Origin of the sequence: Thermomonas sp. (genome assembly GCF_041919455.1) — a bacterium.
Taxonomy (GTDB): domain Bacteria; phylum Pseudomonadota; class Gammaproteobacteria; order Xanthomonadales; family Xanthomonadaceae; genus Thermomonas.
The window spans coordinates 177,558-197,903 of sequence record NZ_JAYRTQ010000001.1 but is presented as its reverse complement, the minus strand read 5'-3'; the positions used below and the strand labels follow the sequence as shown (position 1 = coordinate 197,903).

At 67.5% G+C, this 20,346-nt stretch carries 17 protein-coding genes; 13 read left to right on the top strand and 4 right to left on the bottom strand.

Going from position 1 to position 20,346, the window contains the following annotated elements:
- Nucleotides 1–35 precede the first annotated feature (35 nt).
- The gene (gene def, locus ACE3T8_RS00835; protein ID WP_374606016.1) at nt 36–545 is read right to left on the bottom strand and encodes a peptide deformylase; all 510 of its coding nucleotides are present in this window, start codon (nt 543–545) and stop codon (nt 36–38) included.
- A 158-nt stretch (nt 546–703) separates the two neighbouring features.
- Here def and ACE3T8_RS00830 point away from each other — a divergent pair, with 158 nt between their 5' ends.
- The 10 genes from ACE3T8_RS00830 to ACE3T8_RS00785 all read left to right on the top strand — a co-directional run bounded on the left by ACE3T8_RS00830 (nt 704) and on the right by ACE3T8_RS00785 (nt 15,420).
- Nucleotides 704–1,891 carry a LysM peptidoglycan-binding domain-containing protein gene (locus ACE3T8_RS00830; protein ID WP_374606125.1) on the top strand — a complete coding sequence of 396 codons (1,188 nt, stop codon included), beginning with the start codon at nt 704–706 and terminating at the stop codon, nt 1,889–1,891.
- An 88-nt stretch (nt 1,892–1,979) separates the two neighbouring features.
- Nucleotides 1,980–3,110 (top strand): DNA-processing protein DprA, encoded by a 1,131-nt coding sequence (gene dprA / locus ACE3T8_RS00825; protein ID WP_374606014.1) that lies wholly within the window; start codon nt 1,980–1,982, stop codon nt 3,108–3,110.
- Between the two features lie 40 nt (nt 3,111–3,150).
- Nucleotides 3,151–3,639, top strand: a complete 489-nt coding sequence (locus tag ACE3T8_RS00820; RefSeq protein ID WP_374606012.1) for a DUF494 family protein — start codon at nt 3,151–3,153, stop codon at nt 3,637–3,639.
- Nucleotides 3,636–4,346 carry an RDD family protein gene (locus tag ACE3T8_RS00815; RefSeq protein ID WP_374606011.1) on the top strand — a complete coding sequence of 237 codons (711 nt, stop codon included), beginning with the start codon at nt 3,636–3,638 and terminating at the stop codon, nt 4,344–4,346. Before ACE3T8_RS00820 ends, ACE3T8_RS00815 begins: the two co-directional genes overlap by 4 nt.
- A gap of 190 nt (nt 4,347–4,536) precedes the next feature.
- A complete protein-coding gene (locus ACE3T8_RS00810; RefSeq protein WP_374606009.1) occupies nt 4,537–7,110 on the top strand; it encodes a DNA topoisomerase I in 2,574 nt (857 codons plus the stop codon).
- Nucleotides 7,111–7,238: 128 nt separating this feature from the next.
- A complete protein-coding gene (locus ACE3T8_RS00805) occupies nt 7,239–7,799 on the top strand; it encodes a Sua5/YciO/YrdC/YwlC family protein (RefSeq protein ID WP_374606008.1) in 561 nt (186 codons plus the stop codon).
- A gap of 165 nt (nt 7,800–7,964) precedes the next feature.
- Nucleotides 7,965–12,422, top strand: coding sequence for a glutamate synthase large subunit (gltB, locus tag ACE3T8_RS00800; protein ID WP_374606006.1), 4,458 nt, complete (start codon nt 7,965–7,967; stop codon nt 12,420–12,422).
- On the top strand, nt 12,422–13,906 hold the full coding sequence (locus ACE3T8_RS00795; RefSeq protein WP_374606004.1) for an FAD-dependent oxidoreductase: 1,485 nt from the start codon (nt 12,422–12,424) through the stop codon (nt 13,904–13,906). Before gltB ends, ACE3T8_RS00795 begins: the two co-directional genes overlap by 1 nt.
- A 169-nt stretch (nt 13,907–14,075) precedes the next feature.
- Complete coding sequence (locus ACE3T8_RS00790) at nt 14,076–14,765, top strand: DUF4124 domain-containing protein (protein ID WP_374606002.1); 690 nt, start codon at nt 14,076–14,078, stop codon at nt 14,763–14,765.
- Nucleotide 14,766: 1 nt separating this feature from the next.
- Nucleotides 14,767–15,420: a DUF4124 domain-containing protein gene (locus ACE3T8_RS00785; RefSeq protein WP_374606000.1), complete on the top strand. Its 654-nt coding sequence runs from the start codon at nt 14,767–14,769 to the stop codon at nt 15,418–15,420.
- A gap of 159 nt (nt 15,421–15,579) precedes the next feature.
- Here ACE3T8_RS00785 and ACE3T8_RS00780 read toward each other — a convergent pair whose 3' ends face one another.
- Entirely contained in the window at nt 15,580–15,954 is a 375-nt protein-coding gene (locus ACE3T8_RS00780) for an HU family DNA-binding protein (protein WP_374605999.1), read from the bottom strand.
- 122 nt (nt 15,955–16,076) lie between these two features.
- The gene (locus ACE3T8_RS00775; RefSeq protein ID WP_374605997.1) at nt 16,077–16,211 is read right to left on the bottom strand and encodes a hypothetical protein; all 135 of its coding nucleotides are present in this window, start codon (nt 16,209–16,211) and stop codon (nt 16,077–16,079) included.
- Between the two features lie 347 nt (nt 16,212–16,558).
- Between ACE3T8_RS00775 and ACE3T8_RS00770 the strand changes: the two genes are divergently transcribed.
- The 3 genes from ACE3T8_RS00770 to ACE3T8_RS00760 all read left to right on the top strand — a co-directional run bounded on the left by ACE3T8_RS00770 (nt 16,559) and on the right by ACE3T8_RS00760 (nt 19,535).
- Entirely contained in the window at nt 16,559–17,200 is a 642-nt protein-coding gene (locus tag ACE3T8_RS00770; RefSeq protein ID WP_374605995.1) for a Crp/Fnr family transcriptional regulator, read from the top strand.
- Between the two features lie 156 nt (nt 17,201–17,356).
- Nucleotides 17,357–17,965: a M15 family metallopeptidase gene (locus ACE3T8_RS00765; RefSeq protein WP_374605993.1), complete on the top strand. Its 609-nt coding sequence runs from the start codon at nt 17,357–17,359 to the stop codon at nt 17,963–17,965.
- Nucleotides 17,966–18,005: 40 nt separating this feature from the next.
- Nucleotides 18,006–19,535 carry an esterase/lipase family protein gene (locus ACE3T8_RS00760; RefSeq protein ID WP_374605991.1) on the top strand — a complete coding sequence of 510 codons (1,530 nt, stop codon included), beginning with the start codon at nt 18,006–18,008 and terminating at the stop codon, nt 19,533–19,535.
- Between the two features lie 25 nt (nt 19,536–19,560).
- On the opposite strand, the gene ACE3T8_RS00755 is transcribed toward ACE3T8_RS00760, so the two are convergent.
- Nucleotides 19,561–20,340 carry an SDR family oxidoreductase gene (locus ACE3T8_RS00755; RefSeq protein ID WP_374605989.1) on the bottom strand — a complete coding sequence of 260 codons (780 nt, stop codon included), beginning with the start codon at nt 20,338–20,340 and terminating at the stop codon, nt 19,561–19,563.
- Nucleotides 20,341–20,346 lie beyond the last annotated feature (6 nt).

The window sequence follows — 20,346 nt, the reverse complement described above, 5'->3', positions numbered from 1 at the left end:
GACAGGACGCCGGCGACCGCCGATCCGGGGGCAGGTCAGGCGGCGCGGCGCGCCTTGGCCAGCTTCTTGCGCACCATCTCCCGCTTCAGCGGGCTGAGGTAGTCGACGAACAGCTTGCCGTCGAGATGGTCCATCTCGTGCTGGATGCAGACCGCCAGCACGCCGTCGGCCTCCAGGGTGAACGGCACGCCATGGCGATCCAGCGCGTCGACGGTGATCACGTCGCTGCGGGTCACGTCGGCATAGATGCCGGGCACCGACAGGCAGCCTTCCTGGTAGACCTGTTCGCCCTGGCGGGCAACGATCACCGGGTTGACGAACACCAGCGGCCGGCTTTTGTCTTCGGTCACGTCAATCACCATGAAGCGCTTGTGCACGTCCACCTGGCTGGCCGCCAGGCCGATGCCGGGGGCGTCGTACATGGTTTCGAACATGTCGTCGAACAGGCGCTGGAAGGCGGGTTCGGCCAGTTCGGCGGGGGCAACGGCGGCCGCCTTGGTGCGCAGGCGCGGGTCCGGGAATTCGAGGATGGGGAGCAGGGCCATGGCAGGGCGTCCGGGACGTCATCGTCCGTATTTGCGACAGTCTTCGCGATTGTACCCGCCCCGGACCGGGCCGGTGCTTGCCAGCAGGGCCGGTTTGTGGACTATAGTGGGTCGGCTTCAGGGGGTTTTTTACCAAGGGGAGCGGGGAGATGGCCGCAATGCTTGAACGTGTTTCTAAGGCGCTACGTCCCGCCGTGCCGCGTGCACGTGGTGTACGCACTCTGCTTGCCGTCGCACTGCTGACGGCTGCGACTTTTGCTGCCGCGGTGGAACTGCGCGGCGACCATCCCGACACCTACGTGGTGAAGCGTGGCGACACGCTGTGGGACATCGCCGGCCGTTTCCTGCAGCGCCCGTGGCTGTGGCCGGAGATCTGGCAGGCCAACCCGCAGGTCAAGAACCCGCACCTGATCTATCCCGGTGACGTGCTCAGCCTGGCCTACCTGGATCGCGTCGCGGTGCAGCCAGGCCAGCGCGCGGAAGGCCCGGTCAATGCGGTCAACCTGTCCGAGATCGAGCCCTTCCTGAAGGACCTGCGGATCGTCGACAGCATCGACGACCTGCCCTACGTGGTCGGCCTGGAAGACGACCGCCTGCGCAGCACGCGAGGCCAGGTCGCCTATGTCCGCGGCCTGCAAGCTGCGCCGGGCCAGCGCTACCTGGTGGTGCGCGCGGAGAAGCGCTACCGCTTCGTCGAGCGCGCCGGCCTGTGCTGCGACCTGTTCCAGAGCGAGGATCTCGATGCCCGCGGGGATACGTTCCGCGGCACCGGCGAGTTCTGGACCAATGCGGTGTTCCCGAGCAAGAACACCGAGATGCTCGGCTATGAGCTGATCACCCAGACCACCGGCACCGTGACCCGCGGCGAAGTCGCCGGGATCCAGGCCTCCACCCTGCTACTCGATGCCGAAGGCCGCGACGTCCGCGTCGGCGACCGTTTGGTGCCGGTCGAGGCACAGCCCTACGACCTGCAGTTCTTCCCGCACCCGCCGAAGGAACAGCAGAAGTACGGCCGGCTGACGGTGATGTCGGTGGCTGACAAGTACCGCACCGGAGGCCCGCACGACGTGATCGCGATCTCCGGTGGCGCCCGCGAAGGCATCGACAACGGCACCGTGTTCTCGATCTGGCGGCGCGGCAGCTCCACCTTCGACACCATCAAGGGCGGACTCGACAAGGAAGAGACCCTGACCCTGTTCGAGTCCAAGGTGCGCCTGCCGGACGAGTTCGCTGGCCACGCGATGGTGTTCCGCACCTTCAACAATGTCAGCTACGCGCTGGTGATGAGCAGCGTCAAGCCGACCCAGATCGGCTACGAACTCAAGCATCCGGACGCGCCTTACTGATCATCGGCTCGAGATCGCGGGGTTTTCCGACCCCGGCACGCGACGGCGCCCTCGGGCGCCGTCGTCGTTTGCGGCGGATGCTGGTCGCATGCCGCTCACGTCCGAACCCGCGTCGCTGCTTCGCCTGCTGCTCAGCGGCGCCCCGGCCAGCACCCTCCGCCGGCTGCTGGACACCCATGGCAGCGCCGAGGCCGCCTGCCGCGCCGGCCCGCGCGACTGGACCAGCCACGGCCTGAACCCTGACGCCTGCAGGGCTATCCGCACCCCTGCGCCGGAGGCCATTGCCCGCGCCGAGCGCTGGCTGGACGCCGGCCACCACCACCTGCTCGGCTGGCGCGACGATGCCTACCCACCGCTGCTGCGGCGGATCGCCTCGCCGCCGGCAATGTTGTTCGTCGCCGGCGACCCCGGCCTGCTGTGGCGACCCTCCGTCGCGGTGGTCGGCAGCAGGGCGGCAACCGCCGGCGGTTGCGCCAATGCCGCCCTGTTCGCCCGCGCCTTGGCCCGGGCCGGGCTGTGCGTGACCAGCGGACTGGCGGCCGGGATCGATGCCGCCGCACACGCAGCCGCCCTCGACGTCGCCGGGCCGACCGTGGCCGTGCTCGGCACCGGGCCGGACATCGCCTACCCGGTGCGCCATCGCCCACTGCTGGACCGGCTCGCCATGGCGGGCGCGGTGATCAGTGAACACGCGCCGGGCACCGGGCCGTTGCGCCAGCATTTCCCCAGCCGCAACCGGATCCTGGCCGGCCTCAGCCTGGGCACGCTGGTGGTGGAAGCCGCGGAGAAATCCGGTGCCCTGATCACCGCCCGGCTGGCCGCGGACATGGGCCGCGAGGTGTTCGCCATCCCCGGATCGATCCACAACCCGATGGCGCGCGGCTGCCACCGCCTGCTGCGCGAGGGTGCGCAGCTGGTGGAATCGCCGGTCGAGGTGCTGGACGCGCTGGCACCGCTGGTGGTCGACCTGGCCCGGGCCTTGCGCGGACAGCTGGAGCCGCTGCCGGGGGACTCTCCAGGGCCTGCGCCGACACCATCCGACGCCGACAGCGACTACAACCGCTTGTGGCAAGCCATCGGCCATGACCCAACCGGTATGGATGAACTTGTGATGCGCACCGGATTGACGGCTGCGGCACTGTCCTCCATGCTGCTGGCGCTGGAGCTCGACGGCCGGATCGCGTCGGAACACGGACGCTATGCCAGGATCGGGCCCTGACAGCGGTTCACGGCGCCCGCCCGGGCGCAGGCCGGGGGACATGAAAGAAAGCATCCTGGACGTCCTGCTGTACCTCTTCGAACACTATTTCGCCAACGACGCGATCCTCACCGGCGACGACTTCACCGCGCTGGACAGCCCACTGGTCGGGGAACTGACCGAAGCCGGGTTCTCCGGCGCCGAGATCCGCAAGGCCTTCGACTGGCTCGACACCCTGGCACGCCAACGGCCCACCGTCGGCCAGCCGCGGGTGAATGGCCCGACCCGCATCTTCCACGGCAGCGAACTGGACAAGCTGGACGTCGAATCCCGCGGCTTCCTGCTGTTCCTGGAACAGCACGGGGTCGTCGACGCCGACCAACGCGAACTGGTGCTGGACCGGGCGATGGCGCTGGACCAGGACGAGCTGGACCTGGACGACCTGAAGTGGGTGGTGCTGATGGTCCTGTTCAACCAGCCGGGGTCGGAAGCGGCCTATGCCTGGATGGAAACGCAGATGTTCCTCGACGAACCGGAGCCGGTGCATTGAACACGAGCGACACCGCGCTGGCAGAAGGCCAGGGCTCGCTGTACGCCCCGCCAAGAGCAGTCGTGGAGGACATGGGCGACGGGTTCCGTGCGGGCGACGCCGTGGTGTATGCCGGCTTCTGGCGACGACTGGCGGCCCTGTGCATCGACTCGATCCTGGTCGGCATCGTCTTCTACGCCCTGTTCTTCGGTGGGCTGATGACCCTCGGTGGCGGCCTGGCGGCGTTCGAGAACCCCGACGCGCTGGGCGCCGGCGCCATCGGGGGATTCCTGGTCGCGATCTACGTGGCCTACCCCGTCATCAGCGCGCTCTACTTCGTCGGGATGGAGTCCTCCGGCACGCAAGCCACGCTGGGCAAGATGGCGGTGGGGATCAAGGTCACCGATGCCGATGGCCGCAGGATCAGCCGCGGCCGCGGCCTGGGCCGTTGGGCCTCGCACCTGCTGTGCTACATGACCCTCTACATCGGCTACATCATGGCCGCCTTCACCGAGCGCAAGCGCGGGCTGCACGACATGGTCGCCAGCACCCTGGTGGTGGATCGCTGGGCCTTCACCCAGGAGCCGGGTCGCCAGCAGAAAGGACTGGGCGCCGTGACCGTCATCGTGCTCGCGCTTGTCGCGCTGCTCTACCTCGGCATCGTGCTGGCGATCGCGATCCCGGCCTACCAGGGCTACGTGGAGCGCGCCGCCGCCGCGGGTGCCTGACACCGTCCGAGCGGGGCCTGGCCGGCCACCGGCCGGCGGCAAAGGCTTGACACAGCCCCCGCGCCGTGAGTCCACTGTAAAAGAGATGAATCGAGCGCCCGGGGCCAAGCACCCCGGGCGTTGGCTTCTGCGGCGGCGGCTCCGATGGGATGTCACGCCGCCTTCACCGCCCCCTCGGAAGCTGCGCCGCATGCCCAAGAACCTGCTCGTCGTCGAATCGCCAGCCAAGGCCAAGACGATCAACAAATACCTCGGCAAGGACTTCACCGTCCTCGCCAGCTACGGGCACGTGCGCGACCTGGTGCCGAAGGAAGGCGCGGTCGATCCCGAACACGGCTTCGCGATGCGCTACGACCTGATCGAGAAGAACGAGAAGCACGTCGAGGCCATCGCCAAGGCGGCCAAGGGTGCCGACAACCTGTTCCTGGCGACCGACCCTGACCGCGAGGGCGAGGCGATCAGCTGGCACATCGCCGAGATCCTGCGCGAGCGCGGGCTGGTCGGCGACAAGCCGCTGCAGCGGGTGGTGTTCACCGAGATCACCCCGCGCGCGATCAAGGAAGCGATGCAGCAACCGCGGGCGATCGCCAGCGACCTGGTCGATGCCCAGCAGGCACGCCGCGCGCTGGACTACCTGGTCGGCTTCAACCTGTCGCCGGTGCTGTGGCGCAAGGTCCAGCGCGGGCTGTCCGCCGGCCGCGTGCAATCGCCGGCGCTGCGCATGATCGTGGAGCGCGAGGAGGAGATCGAGGCGTTCAAGGCGCACGAATACTGGTCGATCGAGGCCGAGGTCGCGCATCCCTCGCAGGGCTTCACCGCGCGCCTGTCCAAGCTGGATGGCAAGAAGTTCGTCAGCGACACCAAGAACCTCGAGTTCAGCCTGACCAACGGCGAGGACGCCGAAGCCGCGCGCGCGCGCATCCAGAAGGCCGCCGGCGGTTCGCTGCACGTCACCGATGTCGGTGCGAAGGAGCGCAAGCGCCGGCCGGCGCCGCCGTTCACCACCTCGACCCTGCAGCAGGAAGCCGCGCGCAAGCTCGGCTTCACCACCCGCAAGACCATGCAGGTTGCGCAGAAGCTGTACGAAGGCGTGGCGATCGGCGAGGAAGGCACGGTCGGCCTGATCAGCTACATGCGTACCGACTCGGTCAACCTGTCGCAGGACGCGCTGGACGAGATCCGCGACGTGATCGCGCGCGACTACGGCACGGCCTCGCTGCCGGACAAGCCGAACACTTACCAGACCAAGTCGAAGAACGCGCAGGAAGCGCACGAAGCGGTGCGCCCGACCTCGGCCCTGCGCACGCCGGCGCAGGTCGGCCGCTTCCTCAGCGACGACGAACGCAAGCTCTACGACCTGGTGTGGAAGCGCGCGGTGGCCAGCCAGATGATCCCGGCCACGCTCAACACCGTCACCGTGGAACTGGCCGCCGGCAGCGAGCACAGTTTCCGCGCCAGCGGCACCACCGTGGTCGTATCCGGCTTTCTCGCCGTCTACGAGGAAGGCAAGGACAGCAAGTCGGCGGACGACGACGACGAAGGCCGCAAGCTGCCGTTGATGAAGCCCGGCGACACCATTCCGCTGGAGCGCATCCACGCCGACCAGCATTTCACCCAGCCGCCGCCGCGCTTCACCGAAGCCGCGCTGGTCAAGGCGCTGGAGGAATACGGCATCGGCCGGCCGTCGACGTATGCGTCGATCATCCAGACCCTGCTGTTCCGCAAGTACACCGAGATGGAAGGCCGCAGCTTCCGGCCGACCGACGTGGGTCGCGCGGTGTCGAATTTCCTCAGCTCGCACTTCACCCGCTACGTGGACTACGACTTCACCGCGAAGCTCGAGGACGAACTCGACTCGGTGGCCGCCGGCGAGGAGGACTGGATCCCGCTGATGGAGAAGTTCTGGGGTCCGTTCAAGCAACTGGTCGACGAAAAATCCGAATCGGTGGACCGCACCGAGGCCACCGGTGCGCGCGAACTCGGCACCGACCCGAAGTCCGGCAAGCCGGTCAGCGTGCGCCTGGGGCGCTACGGGCCGTATGCGCAGATCGGCGACAAGGACACCGACGAGAAGCTGGAGTTCGCCTCGCTGCGTCCCGGCCAGTCGATGCACACGATCTCGATCGAGGATGCGCTGGAACTGTTCAAGTTGCCGCGCAAGCTCGGCCAGGACAAGGACGAAGACGTCAGCGTCGGCATCGGCCGCTTCGGACCGTTCGCCAAGCGGGGCAGCACGTATGCCTCGCTGAAGAAGGAAGACGATCCGTACACCATCGACCTCGCCCGCGCGGTGTTCCTGATCGAGGAAAAGGAAGAGATCGCGCGCAACCGCATCATCAAGGAATGGGCGGAGAGCGAGATCCAGGTCCTCAATGGCCGCTTCGGCCCGTACCTCAGCGACGGCAAGTTCAACGGCAAGATCCCGAAGGATCGCGAGCCGGCCTCGCTGACCCTCGAGGAAGCGCAACAGTTGATGGCGGAGACCGGCAAGCCGGCACGCAAGGGCTTCGGCGCGAAGAAGGCCGCGGCGAAGAAAGTCGTCGCCAAGAAAGCGCCTGCCGAGAAAAAACCGGCCGCCGCCAGGAAAGCAGTGAAGAAGGCGGCGAAGAAAACCGCCAAGAAAGCGACCAAGAAGGTCGCCGCGAAGAAGGCCTACGTCAGCCCGCATCCGGAGCCGGCCAAGCCGCTGCTGACCGCGAGCAAGGTTGAGCCGGGCAAGAAACGCATCATCAAGAAGGCCTCGCGCGAAGACGCGCCGTTCTGAGTCTTTCTCCCTCTCCCGCTGGCGGGAGAGGGCTGGGGTGAGGGTGGCTCGGCGCGCCGGCAACTACACGGCAATCCGGACGAAAGAACTGGATCCCGGCGTTCGCCGGGATGATGAGCAAGAGCAGCATGATCGCAACAGCAACGCTCGACGAAGCCGTCGCCGTCCTCCAGAAGCGCGGCGTCATCGCCTATCCCACCGAAGGCGTGTGGGGCCTGGGCTGCGATCCGCGCGATGAAGCCGCGACGATGCGCCTGCTCGCGCTCAAGCAACGCGAGGTCGGCAAGGGCCTGATCCTGATCGCCGCCGATGAAGCGCAACTCGCGCCCTTCATCGACATGGATGCACTGGCGCCCGATCAGCGCGACGCCGTGCGCACCACCTGGCCGGGCGCGAACACCTGGATCGTGCCTGCATCGGCCAGTGCGCCGCGCTGGATCACCGGCGATCACGACGGCATCGCGGTTCGCGTGAGCGCCCATCCGGTGGTGATTGCGCTCTGCGATGCCTTCGGCGGCGCACTCGTGTCGACCAGCGCCAACATCGCCACCCTGCCGGCGCCGCGCACCCGTGAAGAACTGGATCCGCGCATCGTCGCCGGCGTCGATGCGATCGCCCCCGGCGAAACCGGCGGGCTGCTGCAGGCCACCCCGATCCGCGACGCCCGCGATGGTCGCAGCCTGCGCTGAAGCGTCTTACCGGATGACGCGTAAGTAGTTTCTGCGGCAACGAAATTTTCTTCCGGAACTGAGTTGTCGCATCGCACAAAATGTGTTCTATTCGGATGAAGCGATACGTTTCTTGGCCTCTGCCACGTCGCGCCGTCGCCCCCCCTCCCGAAGACGATCACGACGATGCGGCCCAGCCCGGATCGGGGTCTCTACGACCCCGCTAGCGAACACGACAGTTGCGGCTTCGGCCTCATCGCCCAGGTCGAGGGTTCCGGGTCGCGTGCCATCGTCGATATCGCGCTCGAGGCCCTGTCGCGGATGGCGCATCGCGGCGGCGTGGCCGCCGATGGTCTCTCGGGCGACGGCTGCGGCGTGCTGATCCACGGCGCGCAGCGCTTCCTGCGCGTGCTGGCGGACGAGGCCGGCATCGCCCTGCATCCGGGCAGCATCGCCGCCGGTAATGTGTTCCTGCCAGCCGACGACAATGCCGCGGCCGATTGCCGCAGCATCCTGCAAGGCGAGTTGGCGAAGGTCGGCGTGCGCGTGGCCGGCTGGCGCGACGTACCGGTCGATCCGGCCGCCTGCGGGCAACTGGCGCGGTCGTCGATGCCGCGGATCCAGCAGGTCTTCGTGGAGAGCGACGAGGCCGACACCGACGCCTTCGAGCGCGCGCTGTTCCTGGCCCGCAAGCGCAGCGAGGACACCCTGCGGGCATACCCGGATTTCCACGTGGTCGGACTGTCGCCGCGGCTGCTGGGCTACAAGGGCATGGTCCTGCCCAGCCACCTGCGCCAGTTGTTCCCCGACTTGTCGCGGCCGGAACTGGAAGCGCGCGCGGTGGTGTTCCACCAGCGCTTCTCCACCAACACGTTGCCGCGCTGGCCGCTGGCGCATCCGTTCCGCCGGCTCGCCCACAACGGCGAGATCAACAGCATCGAAGGCAACCGCTGCTGGGCGAATGCGCGCAAGAACGTGTGGCGCTCGCCGCTGCTCGACGTGGCCGAGTTCGACAGCGTGGTTTCACAGCACGGCTCGGATTCGCAGAGCCTGGACAACATGCTGGAGTGGCTGCTGCTGGGCGGCATGGACCTGCCGAAGGCGATGCGCATCCTGATGCCGCCGGCCACCCAGTCGCTGGAGTACAAGGACACCGACCTCGCCGCGTTCTACGAGTACTACGCGATCAATTCCGAGCCGTGGGACGGCCCCGCCGGCGTGGTCACCTGCGACGGCCGCCACGCGGCCTGCGCGCTCGACCGCAACGGCCTGCGCCCGGCGCGCTGGACGCTGTCGGAGGACGGCATCTTCGTGATCGCCTCCGAGACCGGCGTGTGGGATCTGCCGGCAGAGCGCGTGCGCGCCAAGGGCAAGCTGGGTCCGGGCGAGATGATCGCGGTGGACCTGGTCGAGGGCCGCCTGCTCGACAACGACGCGATCGATGCGATCAACCGCGCGCGCCGGCCGTACAAGCAGTGGCTCAAGCGCGGCATGACCTACCTGCACACCGAGCTGATCGATCCCGCGCTGGCCGACGCGCCGTTCGCCGACGACACGTTGCTCGGTTTCCAGAAGCTGTTCCTGCTGACCCGCGAGGAACAGGAAGGGGTGCTCAGGCCGCTGGCAGAGACCGAGCAGGAAGCGATCGGCTCGATGGGCGACGACATTCCGATGGCGGCGGTCAGCCAGAAGGTGCGGCCGTTGTACGACTGCTTCCGCCAGGCGTTCGCGCAGGTGACCAACCCGCCGATCGATCCGCTGCGCGAGGACTGCGTGATGTCGCTGTCCACCCAGATCGGGCGCGAGGGCAACATCTTCCACGACGGCCCGGAGAACGTGGACCACGTGCTGCTGAACTCGCCGGTGCTGTCGCAGCGCAAGCTGCACCAGTTGCTGGCGTTGCCGCGCTTCGCTGCCTCGCACCGTTACATCGACCTGTATTTCGATGCCGAGTCTTCGCTCGAACTGGCGCTCGAGCGCATCTGCGCCGAGGCCGAAGCCGCCGCTCGCGCCGGCATCGAACTGCTGATCCTCAGTGACCGTCGCCCGCGCCGCGACACCGCCGCCGTGCATGCCCTGCTTGCCACCGGCGCGGTTCACCAGCACCTCGTCCGCACCGGCCTGCGCTGCGAGGTCAACCTGATCGTCGAAACCGGCACCGCACGCGATCCGCACCACTTCGCCTGCCTGGTCGGCTTCGGCGCCACCGCGGTGTATCCGTACCTGGCCTACCAGACCCTGCACGCGCTCGGTCGTCGCGGGATCCTGGGCGGCAAGGCCAGTGGCGAGCCGCAGCAGATCGGTCGCAGCTACCGGCGCGGGGTCAAGAAAGGACTGCTGAAGATCCTGTCGAAGATGGGCATCGGCTGCATCGCGAGCTATCGCGGCGCGCAGTTGTTCGAGATCGTCGGCCTGAGCGACGAGGTGGTGGCGCGCTGCTTCGACGGCACGCCGTCGCGGATCGGCGGCGCGGGTTTCGCCCGTCTGGAGGCCGATGCCTGGCATGTCGCCGCGCTCGGTTGGGACGACTGCGCGCTGCCCGAGCAGGGCGGCCTGCTGCGCTACGTCAACGGCGGCGAATACCACCAGTACAACCCCGACGTGGTGCAGTCGTTGCAGCACGCGGTGCTGACCGGCGACCGCGCGGACTGGAAGGTCTACGCCGATCACGTTGATACGCGCCCGCCGGCGGCGCTGCGCGACCTGCTGCGGCTGAAAGCCGCTGCCACGCCACTGCCGCTGTCCGAGGTGGAGCCGGTTGAAAGCATCGTGCGCCGCTTCGACAGCGCGGCGATGAGTCTGGGCGCGCTCTCGCCCGAGGCGCACGAGGCGCTGGCGATCGCGATGAACCGGCTCGGCGGGCGCAGCAACTCCGGCGAAGGCGGCGAAGACCCGGCGCGCAACGGCACCGACAGGCGCAGCAAGATCCGCCAGATCGCCTCCGGGCGCTTCGGGGTGACGCCGGACTACCTGATCAATGCCGAGGTGCTGCAGATCAAGCTGGCGCAGGGCGCCAAGCCCGGCGAGGGCGGCCAGCTGCCGGGCAGCAAGGTCAACCCGCTGATCGCGCGGCTGCGCCATGCCAAGCCCGGCATCGGCCTGATCTCGCCGCCGCCGCACCACGACATCTATTCCATCGAAGACTTGGCCCAGCTGATCTTCGACCTGCGCCAGGTCAATCCGGAGGCGCTGATCTCGGTGAAGCTGGTCAGCCATGCCGGCGTCGGCACGATTGCCGCCGGCGTGGCCAAGACCGGCGCCGACCTCATCACCATTGCCGGACACGACGGCGGCACCGGCGCCAGCCCGATCGGCTCGGTGCGCTATGCCGGCGTGCCGTGGGAGCTGGGCCTGTCCGAAGCGCGTCAGGCGCTGCAGGCCAACGACCTGCGCGGGCGCGTGCTGCTGCAGACCGACGGCGGCCTGAAGACTGGCCTCGACGTGATCAAGGCAGCGCTGCTGGGCGCGGACAGCTTCGGCTTCGGCACCGCGCCGATGATCGTGCTGGGCTGCAAATACCTGCGCATCTGCCATCTCAACAACTGCGCCACCGGCATGGCCACGCAGGACGAACGGTTGCGCCGCGACCACTTCAAGGGTCTGCCCGAGCGCGTCGAATGCTACTTCCGCAACGTCGCCGAAGACGTGCGCGAATGGCTGGCCTTGCTGGGCCTGCGCACGCTGGACGAGGCGATCGGCCGCACCGACCTGCTGGAACAGCACCTGCGCGCGACGCGCGAGGATGTCGACGTGGACCTGTCGCGGCTGCTGGCGCGCGATCCGGCGCAGGCCTCCGCTTACTGCGGTTCGCCCGCGTTGCAGGCGCCGCCGGACGGATTGGCCGCGCAGCTGGACGCGGCATTGGCCGATGCGATTGCCAGCGGTGCCGGCGGCGCCTTCGTCGGCAGCATCCGCAATACCGACCGCAGCATCGGCGCGCGCCTGTCCGGGCGCATCGCCCGCGTCCATGGCGATACCGGCATGAGCGCTACGCCCATCGACGTGCGCCTGAGCGGCAGCGCCGGCCAGAGCTTCGGTGCGTTCAATGCCGGCGGCCTGCACCTGCACCTGCAGGGCGAAGCCAACGACTACGTCGGCAAGGGCATGGCCGGCGGCCGCATCGTGCTGCAGCCGCCGGGTGGCAGCCGGTTCGCCTCGCAGGACACGCCGATCCTCGGCAACACCTGCCTGTACGGCGCCACCGGCGGCGAGTTGTTCGCCGCAGGCCGCGCCGGCGAGCGCTTCGCGGTGCGCAACTCCGGCGCCACCGCGGTCATCGAGGGCGCGGGCGACCACTGCTGCGAATACATGACCGGCGGCGCTGTGGTCGTGCTGGGCCGCACCGGGTTGAACTTCGGCGCCGGCTTCACCGGCGGGCTGGCTTATGTGCTGGATCTGGAGCGCGATTTCGTCGATCGCTACAACCACGAACTTGTCGATATCTCGCGGATCACCCCGGAAGGGCTGGATGGCTACCGCCAGCACCTCACCGACCTGATCGAGATGCACGCACTGTTGACCGGCAGTGCCTGGAGTGCGCGCATCCGCGACGACTTCCGCGACTTCGTCGGCAAGTTCTGGCTGGTCAAGCCGAAGGCGGCCAGCCTGGAAGCGTTGGCTGACGAATTGAAGAGGGCGGCGTGATGAGCAAGAAGCAGCTGTTCCAGTTCCTGGAATCGCCGCGCGAGATGCCGGCCAAGGTGCCGCTGTCCGATCGCGTCGCCGGCAGCTTCGACGAGCTGTACGGGCGTTTCGGGCAGGCCGAGGCGGCGCACCAGGCCGGGCGCTGCCTGGATTGCGGCAATCCGTATTGCGAAGCCAAGTGCCCCGTCCACAATTACATTCCCGACTGGCTGCAGCTGGTGCAGGAAGGCCGCATCCATGAGGCGGCGGCGCTCTGCCACGAAACCAACCCGCTGCCGGAGATGTGCGGGCGCGTCTGTCCACAGGATCGCCTGTGCGAGGGCGCGTGCACGCTCAACGACGGCTTCGGCGCGGTCACCATCGGCGCAGTGGAGAAGTACATCGTCGATACCGCCTTCGAGCAGGGCTGGCGGCCCGACTTGTCGAAGGTGAAGCCCACCGGCAGGCGCGTGGCCGTCGTCGGCGCGGGACCGGCGGGGCTGGCCTGCGCGGATCGGCTGGCGCGCAGCGGCATCGAAGCGACCGTGTTCGACCGCTACGAGCAGATCGGCGGGCTGCTGCAGTTCGGCATCCCCAGCTTCAAGCTGGACAAGGCGGTGATCGCTACCCGACGCGAGGTGCTGGAAGGCATGGGCGTGGTGTTCAAGCTGGGCGTGGAGATCGGCCGCCACCTCAGCCTGGAGCATCTGTTGACCGGCTACGACGCGGTCTTCCTCGGGCTTGGCGCCTATCGCTACACCGACGGCGGCCTGCCCGGTCAGGACCTGGCCGGCGTGCTGCCGGCGCTGCCCTTCCTGGTGCAGAACGGCCGCATCGTCACCGGCAGCGATCCGCACGGTCGCCCCATCGCCGGCTGGGAGGACACCCTGGCGATGCCGGATCTCGCCGGCAAGCGCGTGGTCGTGCTGGGCGGCGGCGATACCGGCATGGACTGCGTGCGCTCGGCGATCCGCCTGGGTGCGGCCAGCGTGACCTGCGCCTATCGCCGCGACGAGGCCAACATGCCCGGCTCCGCGCGCGAGGTCGCCAACGCCCGCGAGGAAGGCGTGCACTTCCTGTTCAACCGGCAACCGTTGGCGATCGACAGCGCCGACGGCAAGGCCGCCAGCGGCGTGCGCATGGTCGAAACGCGCCTCGGCGCGCCGGATGCGAAGGGCCGCCGCAACGCGGAACCGATCGCCGGCAGCGAATCGGTGGTCGAGGCCGACATCGTGATCATCGCGTTCGGGTTCTCGCCGAAGGCGCCGGACTGGCTGGCCGCGCAGGGCGTCCAGGCCCAGCCCAACGGCCGCCTGGCGGTGGGCGGCAACGGTCGGCTTGCGTACCAGACCGGCCACGACAAGCTGTTCGCCGGTGGCGATTGCGTGCGCGGCGCCGACCTGGTGGTGACCGCGGTGCAGGAAGGCCGCGACGCCGCCGCCAGCATCGCGCGCATGGTGCTGCGCGGGGTCAAGGCGATCCCGGCTGCACTGGAGTCCGCCTGAGCGCGACGAAAAGGGTCCAGAGTGAAGTTTCTCGATTCCGTCTGCCGATGAGGTGAGCAGGCTCGCCGAAACATTCACTCTGACTCCTTTTCACAGCTGGACCCCTTTTCGCTGAACGCCACCCACGCGCGCACTTCCGCGCCGGCGCGTGCGCGGCCAAGATAGACCGATGCGAAGCGCCACCGTCCTGTTGTCGAGCCTGCTGCTGCCATTCACCGGCGCTGTGGTCGCACAGGCGAAGCCCACCGGCAGCACGGTCACCGTCTACCGCTGCACCGATGCCGGTGGCAAGCAGAGCCTGCGCGATACGCCGTGCCCGAAGGGCCAGCAGCAACAGGCGCGCGAGATGCTGCGCCCGCAGGACGCGCCGAAGCCGAAGCCTGTTCCCGTGCCGACACCCGCACCCGGCCCGGTCGTGGCAACGCCCGAGGTGCGCACGGTCTACCTGGCACCGCCGCGGCCGATGTACGAATGCACCACGCCCGACGGCGACCGCTACACCAGCGAAAACGGCGAAGGCAATCCGCGCTGGGTGCCGTTGTGGACACTGGGCTATCACGCCGTCGGTCGGCCGACACGATCCACCGGCAGCGGTCTCGCACAAGCGCCCTTGCAACCGGCGGGTCCGATGCGTCCTCCACATGGCGGCCTCCATCGGCCAATGGTCGGCGGTGGCGGTACCTGGATCCGCGACCAGTGCGCGATGCTGCCGCCGCGCGAAACCTGCAACCGTTTGCGCGATCGCCGCGACGCGATCCGCACGCGCTTCTTCAACGCCCAGGAAAAGGAACGCGATGCCTTGCGCCTCGAGGAACGCGGCATCAACACGCGCCTTGCCGACGACTGCGGTGGCCGCTGAGATGCGCCGCCTGGTCCTCGCGCTTGCGTTGCTGTTCGCCACGCACGCGGCCTGCGCGCAGGAAACCGTCTTCTACAAGTGCACCGACGCCAAGGGCAATGTCTCGATGCAGAACGGCGTGCCCTGCGCCGCCGGCATGAAGCAGGAAGTGCGGCGCATCGGCGAAGTGAAGACCGTGCCGGTGCCCGCGAAGAAACCCGTCGTGATGGAAGCGCCGGAGGAAAAGCCGGCGTACGGCGAATTCGTGATGGTGCGCGGCCCGGCGATGAAGCGCGCGCCCGCACCGGAAGCAGCCGCGCTGCCCGCGCCCCCGGCGCTGTTCCAGTGCCGCACCTGGGAAAACAAGGACTACCTGGGCGAAACCGACAGCCCCGAACCTACCTGCGCGCGACTGGAGGTCGTCGGCATCGATGGCAGCGCCGCGTTGGGCATGGGTAGCGCCTGCGAGATGAAATACGACACCTGCACCGCGATCCCCGCTGAGCAGTTATGCGCGTCCTGGTACCGCCACCTGGACGATGCCGAGTTCAAGCTGAAATACGCCGGCAACGACAACCGCCGTGATCGGCAATTCGCCTTCGACACGATCAACAAGAAGATCAAGGCGAGCAATTGTTCGACGGTGGCGCCCGCGGAAGATCCGGCCAAGCCCTAGTCGTAGCACTGGCCCAGCCGCGTTCGTGATGAACCGTCGAACCACCGACGGGACTGCGCCGGATCACGTGATCAACGAAGCCCCAAAACGCTCGCGGGGCGTTGGACATCACTGCCCAACGCCCCGCGAATTACTGGCGATTGCGTCTTGGCGACGCGATCAGAGCGCCGCGTCCTTGAGCTTCTTGAGCGGACGCACCTTCAGCTTGGTCGAAGCCGGCTTGGCGGCGAACCAGACTTCTTCCTTGGTGAAGGGATTGATGCCCTTGCGCTTCGGCTTGGCGGCGACCTTCACCGAGGTGATCTTGAGGATGCCCGGCAGCACGAATTCGCCGGCGCCCTTCTTGCTGACCGAACCATGGATCGCGCCTTCCAGCGCGGCCATCACCGCGCGCACGTCCTTGGCTGCAACCGCGCTGACTTCGGCGATATGCGCGACCAGGCCGGTCTTGGTCATGGTTTCCTTGATCGGCTTGGGAGCAGCCGCGGTTTTCGTTGCGGTTTTCTTGGCCGGAGCCGCTTTCTTCGTTGCCATTTCGAATCTCCTTGGGTTGGTCGCCACTGGACAGCGAGATTGGATCATCGTCTGCGCGATAAGTCACGCGCCGCACAGGCAAAACCCCTTGAAAACCGGCAAAAACCGCCCGATCCGACTGGTCAGCCGTCCAGCCAGCCCCTCTCGCGGGCGGTTGCGAGGTCTTCGACCGTGTCGATGTCCAGGCCCAGCTCCGCCGCCTCCAGCAGGAACGGGCCGACGGCGCGCTGCCGGCCCAGGCGGGCACCGCGGCACATGCCGAACTTGTCGATGCCGAGAATGAGCGGGAGTTGCTTGCCCTGTTTCGATCAGTGCCACGACGCTCCCAGGACTTGATCCTGGACCTGTTCGGAGCACTGATCGCCTCCAAAGAAGGCAAGCGTGGGAAACGAACTCCAGTGAGCCGTATAACGTTCTAGGCGCCCGGTAGCCGCCATGACGCGGCAACCTCACGTCCGCTTCGGGTCGGACGTCGACGTAGCCTCTGGACGTCCCCCACCAGTCCACAACGGTAATATTTCACGTTATCCACCAGCGTGCTTCCCCTGCCGGCCCGACTTGGTCTATGTATGCAGTCGCGCCATCACCGGCACGCGACGTCCCCATGACCTTGAACGCGACCACCCGCCGTCTCTCAGGCAACCTGCTCCGCGAGCTGGCGGCGAGCATGCCCGTGCAGCGCTTCCCCGCTGGTACGACCTTGCTGACGGAAGGCGACTCCGCGGACTTCCTCTACGTGCTGATCGAGGGGCAGCTGAAGGTGTACGCCTGCAACAGCAAGGGCCGCGAGGTGGTCTACAACATCCTGGAGCCGGGGGAGTTCTTCGGCGAGATGATGCTGGACGGCGAACCGCGCTCGGCGTCGGTGAAGGCGGTGGTGGACGCGGAATGCGTGCTGGTGCCCGGCAGCGAACTGAGCGGCCTGTTGCTGGCGCATCCCGAGTTCGCCGAATGCCTGGTGCTGACGCTGATCTCCCGCCTGCGCAACGCCACCAGCAAGATCCGCGGGCTGGCGCTGGATGGCGTGTACGAGCGGGTGGCGGCCCTGCTGGCGGACGCAGCAGTGATGGACGGCGACGTGCTGCGCGTGCCCCGCTCCTTCACCCAACTGGAGATCGCGAAGCGGGTCGGCGCCAGCCGCGAGATGGTGAACCACGTGCTGCGCGACCTGGTGCGCGGCGGGTTCATCCTGAAGGACGAGCGGCACCGGATGACGATCGTGAAGAAGCTGCCGAAGCACTGGTAGCGCGCGAGTCGCACACGCCATCGGCCGATGGCTTGTCACGTCGAGCGCCGGCGGCGCTGTTCATATTGCCTCTCGATGTCTCGCGCAAACCTGACCGAGCATCGCTCATACCTGCGTTGAATCCAGTGCGAGCGATCAATCAGCGAGGCGTCCGCCATGAAGACCGAGGCAATGATCCGCGCTGTGCAGCAGAAGCTCGGCATCGAGGTGGATGGCAAGGCGGGGCCGCAGACATGGGGCGCCATTTACCAGACCATCGTCCGTCCACGAGCAACGCCCTCGGTCGCGTTCACCGGGCCACGCGACCAGGCCAACGCCAGGAGCGAGCGCATGATCGCCACCCTGCTGCCGCATGTCAGGCCATATGCGCGTGCGCTGTATTTCAAGGCGCGCGACAACGGCATCGCGATCAACATCATCAGCGGCACCCGCACCCATGCCGAGCAGGACGCGCTGTACGCGCAGGGCCGCACCACCGGCGGCGAGATCGTGACCAACGCACGCGGCGGGTATTCCAACCACAACTTCGGCATCGCCTTCGATATCGGCGTGTTCAGCGGCAACCGCTACCTGCCGGAGTCGCCGCTGTACAAGGCGGTCGGCGCGCTGGGGATGGAGTTGGGACTGGAATGGGGCGGCAACTGGACGTCGATCGTCGACCAGCCGCATTTCCAGTTGCGGCCTGCATGGGCATCGGCGATGCGCGACAGCGCGATGCTGGCCGAACTGCGTCGGCGAACGAAGCTCGGTGAATCCATCGCCTAGGCACCACGCAACACTCCCCCTCCAACAGCAGGACACGGACGTGGCCAGGATCGAGCGACCCTCCTATCCGATCATCTATGTGCGCGGTTATGCGATGACCCAGGACGAGATCGTGCAGACTACCTCGACGCCGTTCATGGGCTTCGAGGCGGGGTCGACCAAGATCCGCCAGGCGCACGACGGCAGCATCGTGAAGTTCGTGTTCGAGTCGCCGCTGGTGCGGTTGATGAAGGACTACGACTACCGGGACAACTATGCCTCCGGCGCCGAACGCCGGGACAACAAGTTGCCGGCGCGCACCATTGCGATCCACCGCTACTACGATCCTGCCGATCCCGCCTTCGGCAATGGCAGGAAGCCGTCGATCCCCGATGCGGCCGCGGCACTGGCACAGAAGATCCTGGACTTGCGGGACAGCATCTGCGGGACTTCCGAGGCGGCACGCCGCGACTTCAAGGTCTACCTGGTCGCGCACTCGATGGGCGGGCTGATCTGCCGCTGCCTGCTGCAGAACAAGACCGTGACCACAGAGGAAGTCCGCGGCATGGTCGACAAGGTGTTCACCTACGCCACGCCGCACAACGGCATCGAACTCGGCGGCATCAACGTACCGAATTTCCTGTCGATGAACGACATGAACAATTTCAACCGCACGAACATGGCCAAGTACCTCGGCGTGCCGAAGGCCAAGGTCAACAGCCTGGAGGGTTCGGGCTTTCCGGAGGAGCGCTTCTTCTGCCTGATCGGGACCAACAGCCGGGATTACACCGTGGCGAACGGCCTGTCGTCGTTCGCGGTGGGCCCGATGAGCGATGGGCTGGTGCGGATCGAGAACGCCTACGTCGACCGCAGCCCGCGCGCCTTCGTCAATCGCAGCCATAGCGGCCACTTCGGCATCGTGAATTCCGAGGAGGGCTACCAGAACCTGGTGCGTTTCCTGTTTGGCGACATGAGCGCGACTGCGCGGATGGAGATCAAGGCGTTGCCGTTCCCGCCGGAGATCGAACAGGCGCGCAAACGTGGCAAGCGCATCGCCTCGTCGTACTACATCGAGGCGACGGTGGCGCCGCGCGGCGCCTACACCTATGACCTGACCTCGCGCACGCAGGCGCATGCGAGTGCGGTGCGCCGCGACTATGCCGAACTGTTCGACAAGGACGGCAACCTGGGCGCGGCCGCGCGCTCGCCGGTGCTGTTCTCCGTGTTCCTGGATTCATCCAAGATCGAGACCGGCAAGGAAGTGGCGTTCTCGATCGACCTCGCCGTGTCGAACGCGGGCTACGAAGTCGATGGCGCGCTGTTCCTCAAGAGCCACATCCCGGGCGAATACCTGTTCCGCAACACCCTGGTGCTGTTCGCGAAGCAGGACGACGCGAAGCAGTGGAAACTCCGCTACGTCTGGGCCGACGACCGCTGGGCATCGGGATCGAAATCCGAAGCGGAGCTGGTCCGCCTGGGCGGTGGCGCGGTCGGCATCGAGCAGGATGCGTCGTCGGTGTTCGCGATCCCGATGGAATCGGCGAAAGGCTTCAAGGCCAACCTGGCGATTTCGTTGTCGGTGTGGATATGAATCGCTGGCCGCCCACGCCTGAAACTCAAAACCCGTAACGCAGGAACCCGCCATCCACCGCGATGCATTCGCCGGTGATGTAGCTCGACGCCGGCATGCACAGGAACGCCACCGCGGCCGCCACTTCCTCGGGTTCGCCGATGCGGCCGAGCGGGGTGCGCAGCAGGACTTCGTCGAGGTAGTCGGGATCGGCCAGCTTGGTGCTGGTGCGGCGGGTGCGGATGTACCACGGTGCCACTGAATTCACCCGCACGCCGTCTTCGGCCCACTCCACCGCCAGGTTGCGGGTCATCTGCTGCAACGCGGCCTTGCTCATGCCATAGGGCGCACCGCTGCGCACGTGGGTGATGCCGGAGACACTGCCGATGTTGACGATGGCGGAGGCCGCGTGTTTCGCGAGCAACGGATACGCGCCGCGGCAGAGCTCGAAGGCGGAGAACAGGTTGGTTTCGAAGATGCCGCGCCATTGGTCTTCGCCGTAGTCGAGCACCGGGCGGGTGATGTTGCCGCCGGCGTTGTTGACCAGCAGGTGCAGGCCGCCCAGGTCGGTCGCCCAGTCGAGGATCTCGTTGCGCTGTTCTTCGTCGGTGACGTCGGCCGGCAACGCCAGCACTGCGTCCTCGGGACCGGGGAATTCGTCTTCCAGTTCGGCGCGCGCCTGCTCCAGCGCGTCGGCGTCGCGCGCGACCATCAGCACCTGCGCGCCCAGGCCGAGCAGCTCGCGGCAGATGGCCAGGCCGATGCCGGCGCTGGCGCCGGTCACCAGCGCGCGTTGTCCATCCAGGGTCCAGCGGTGCGATGCCATGCGCGG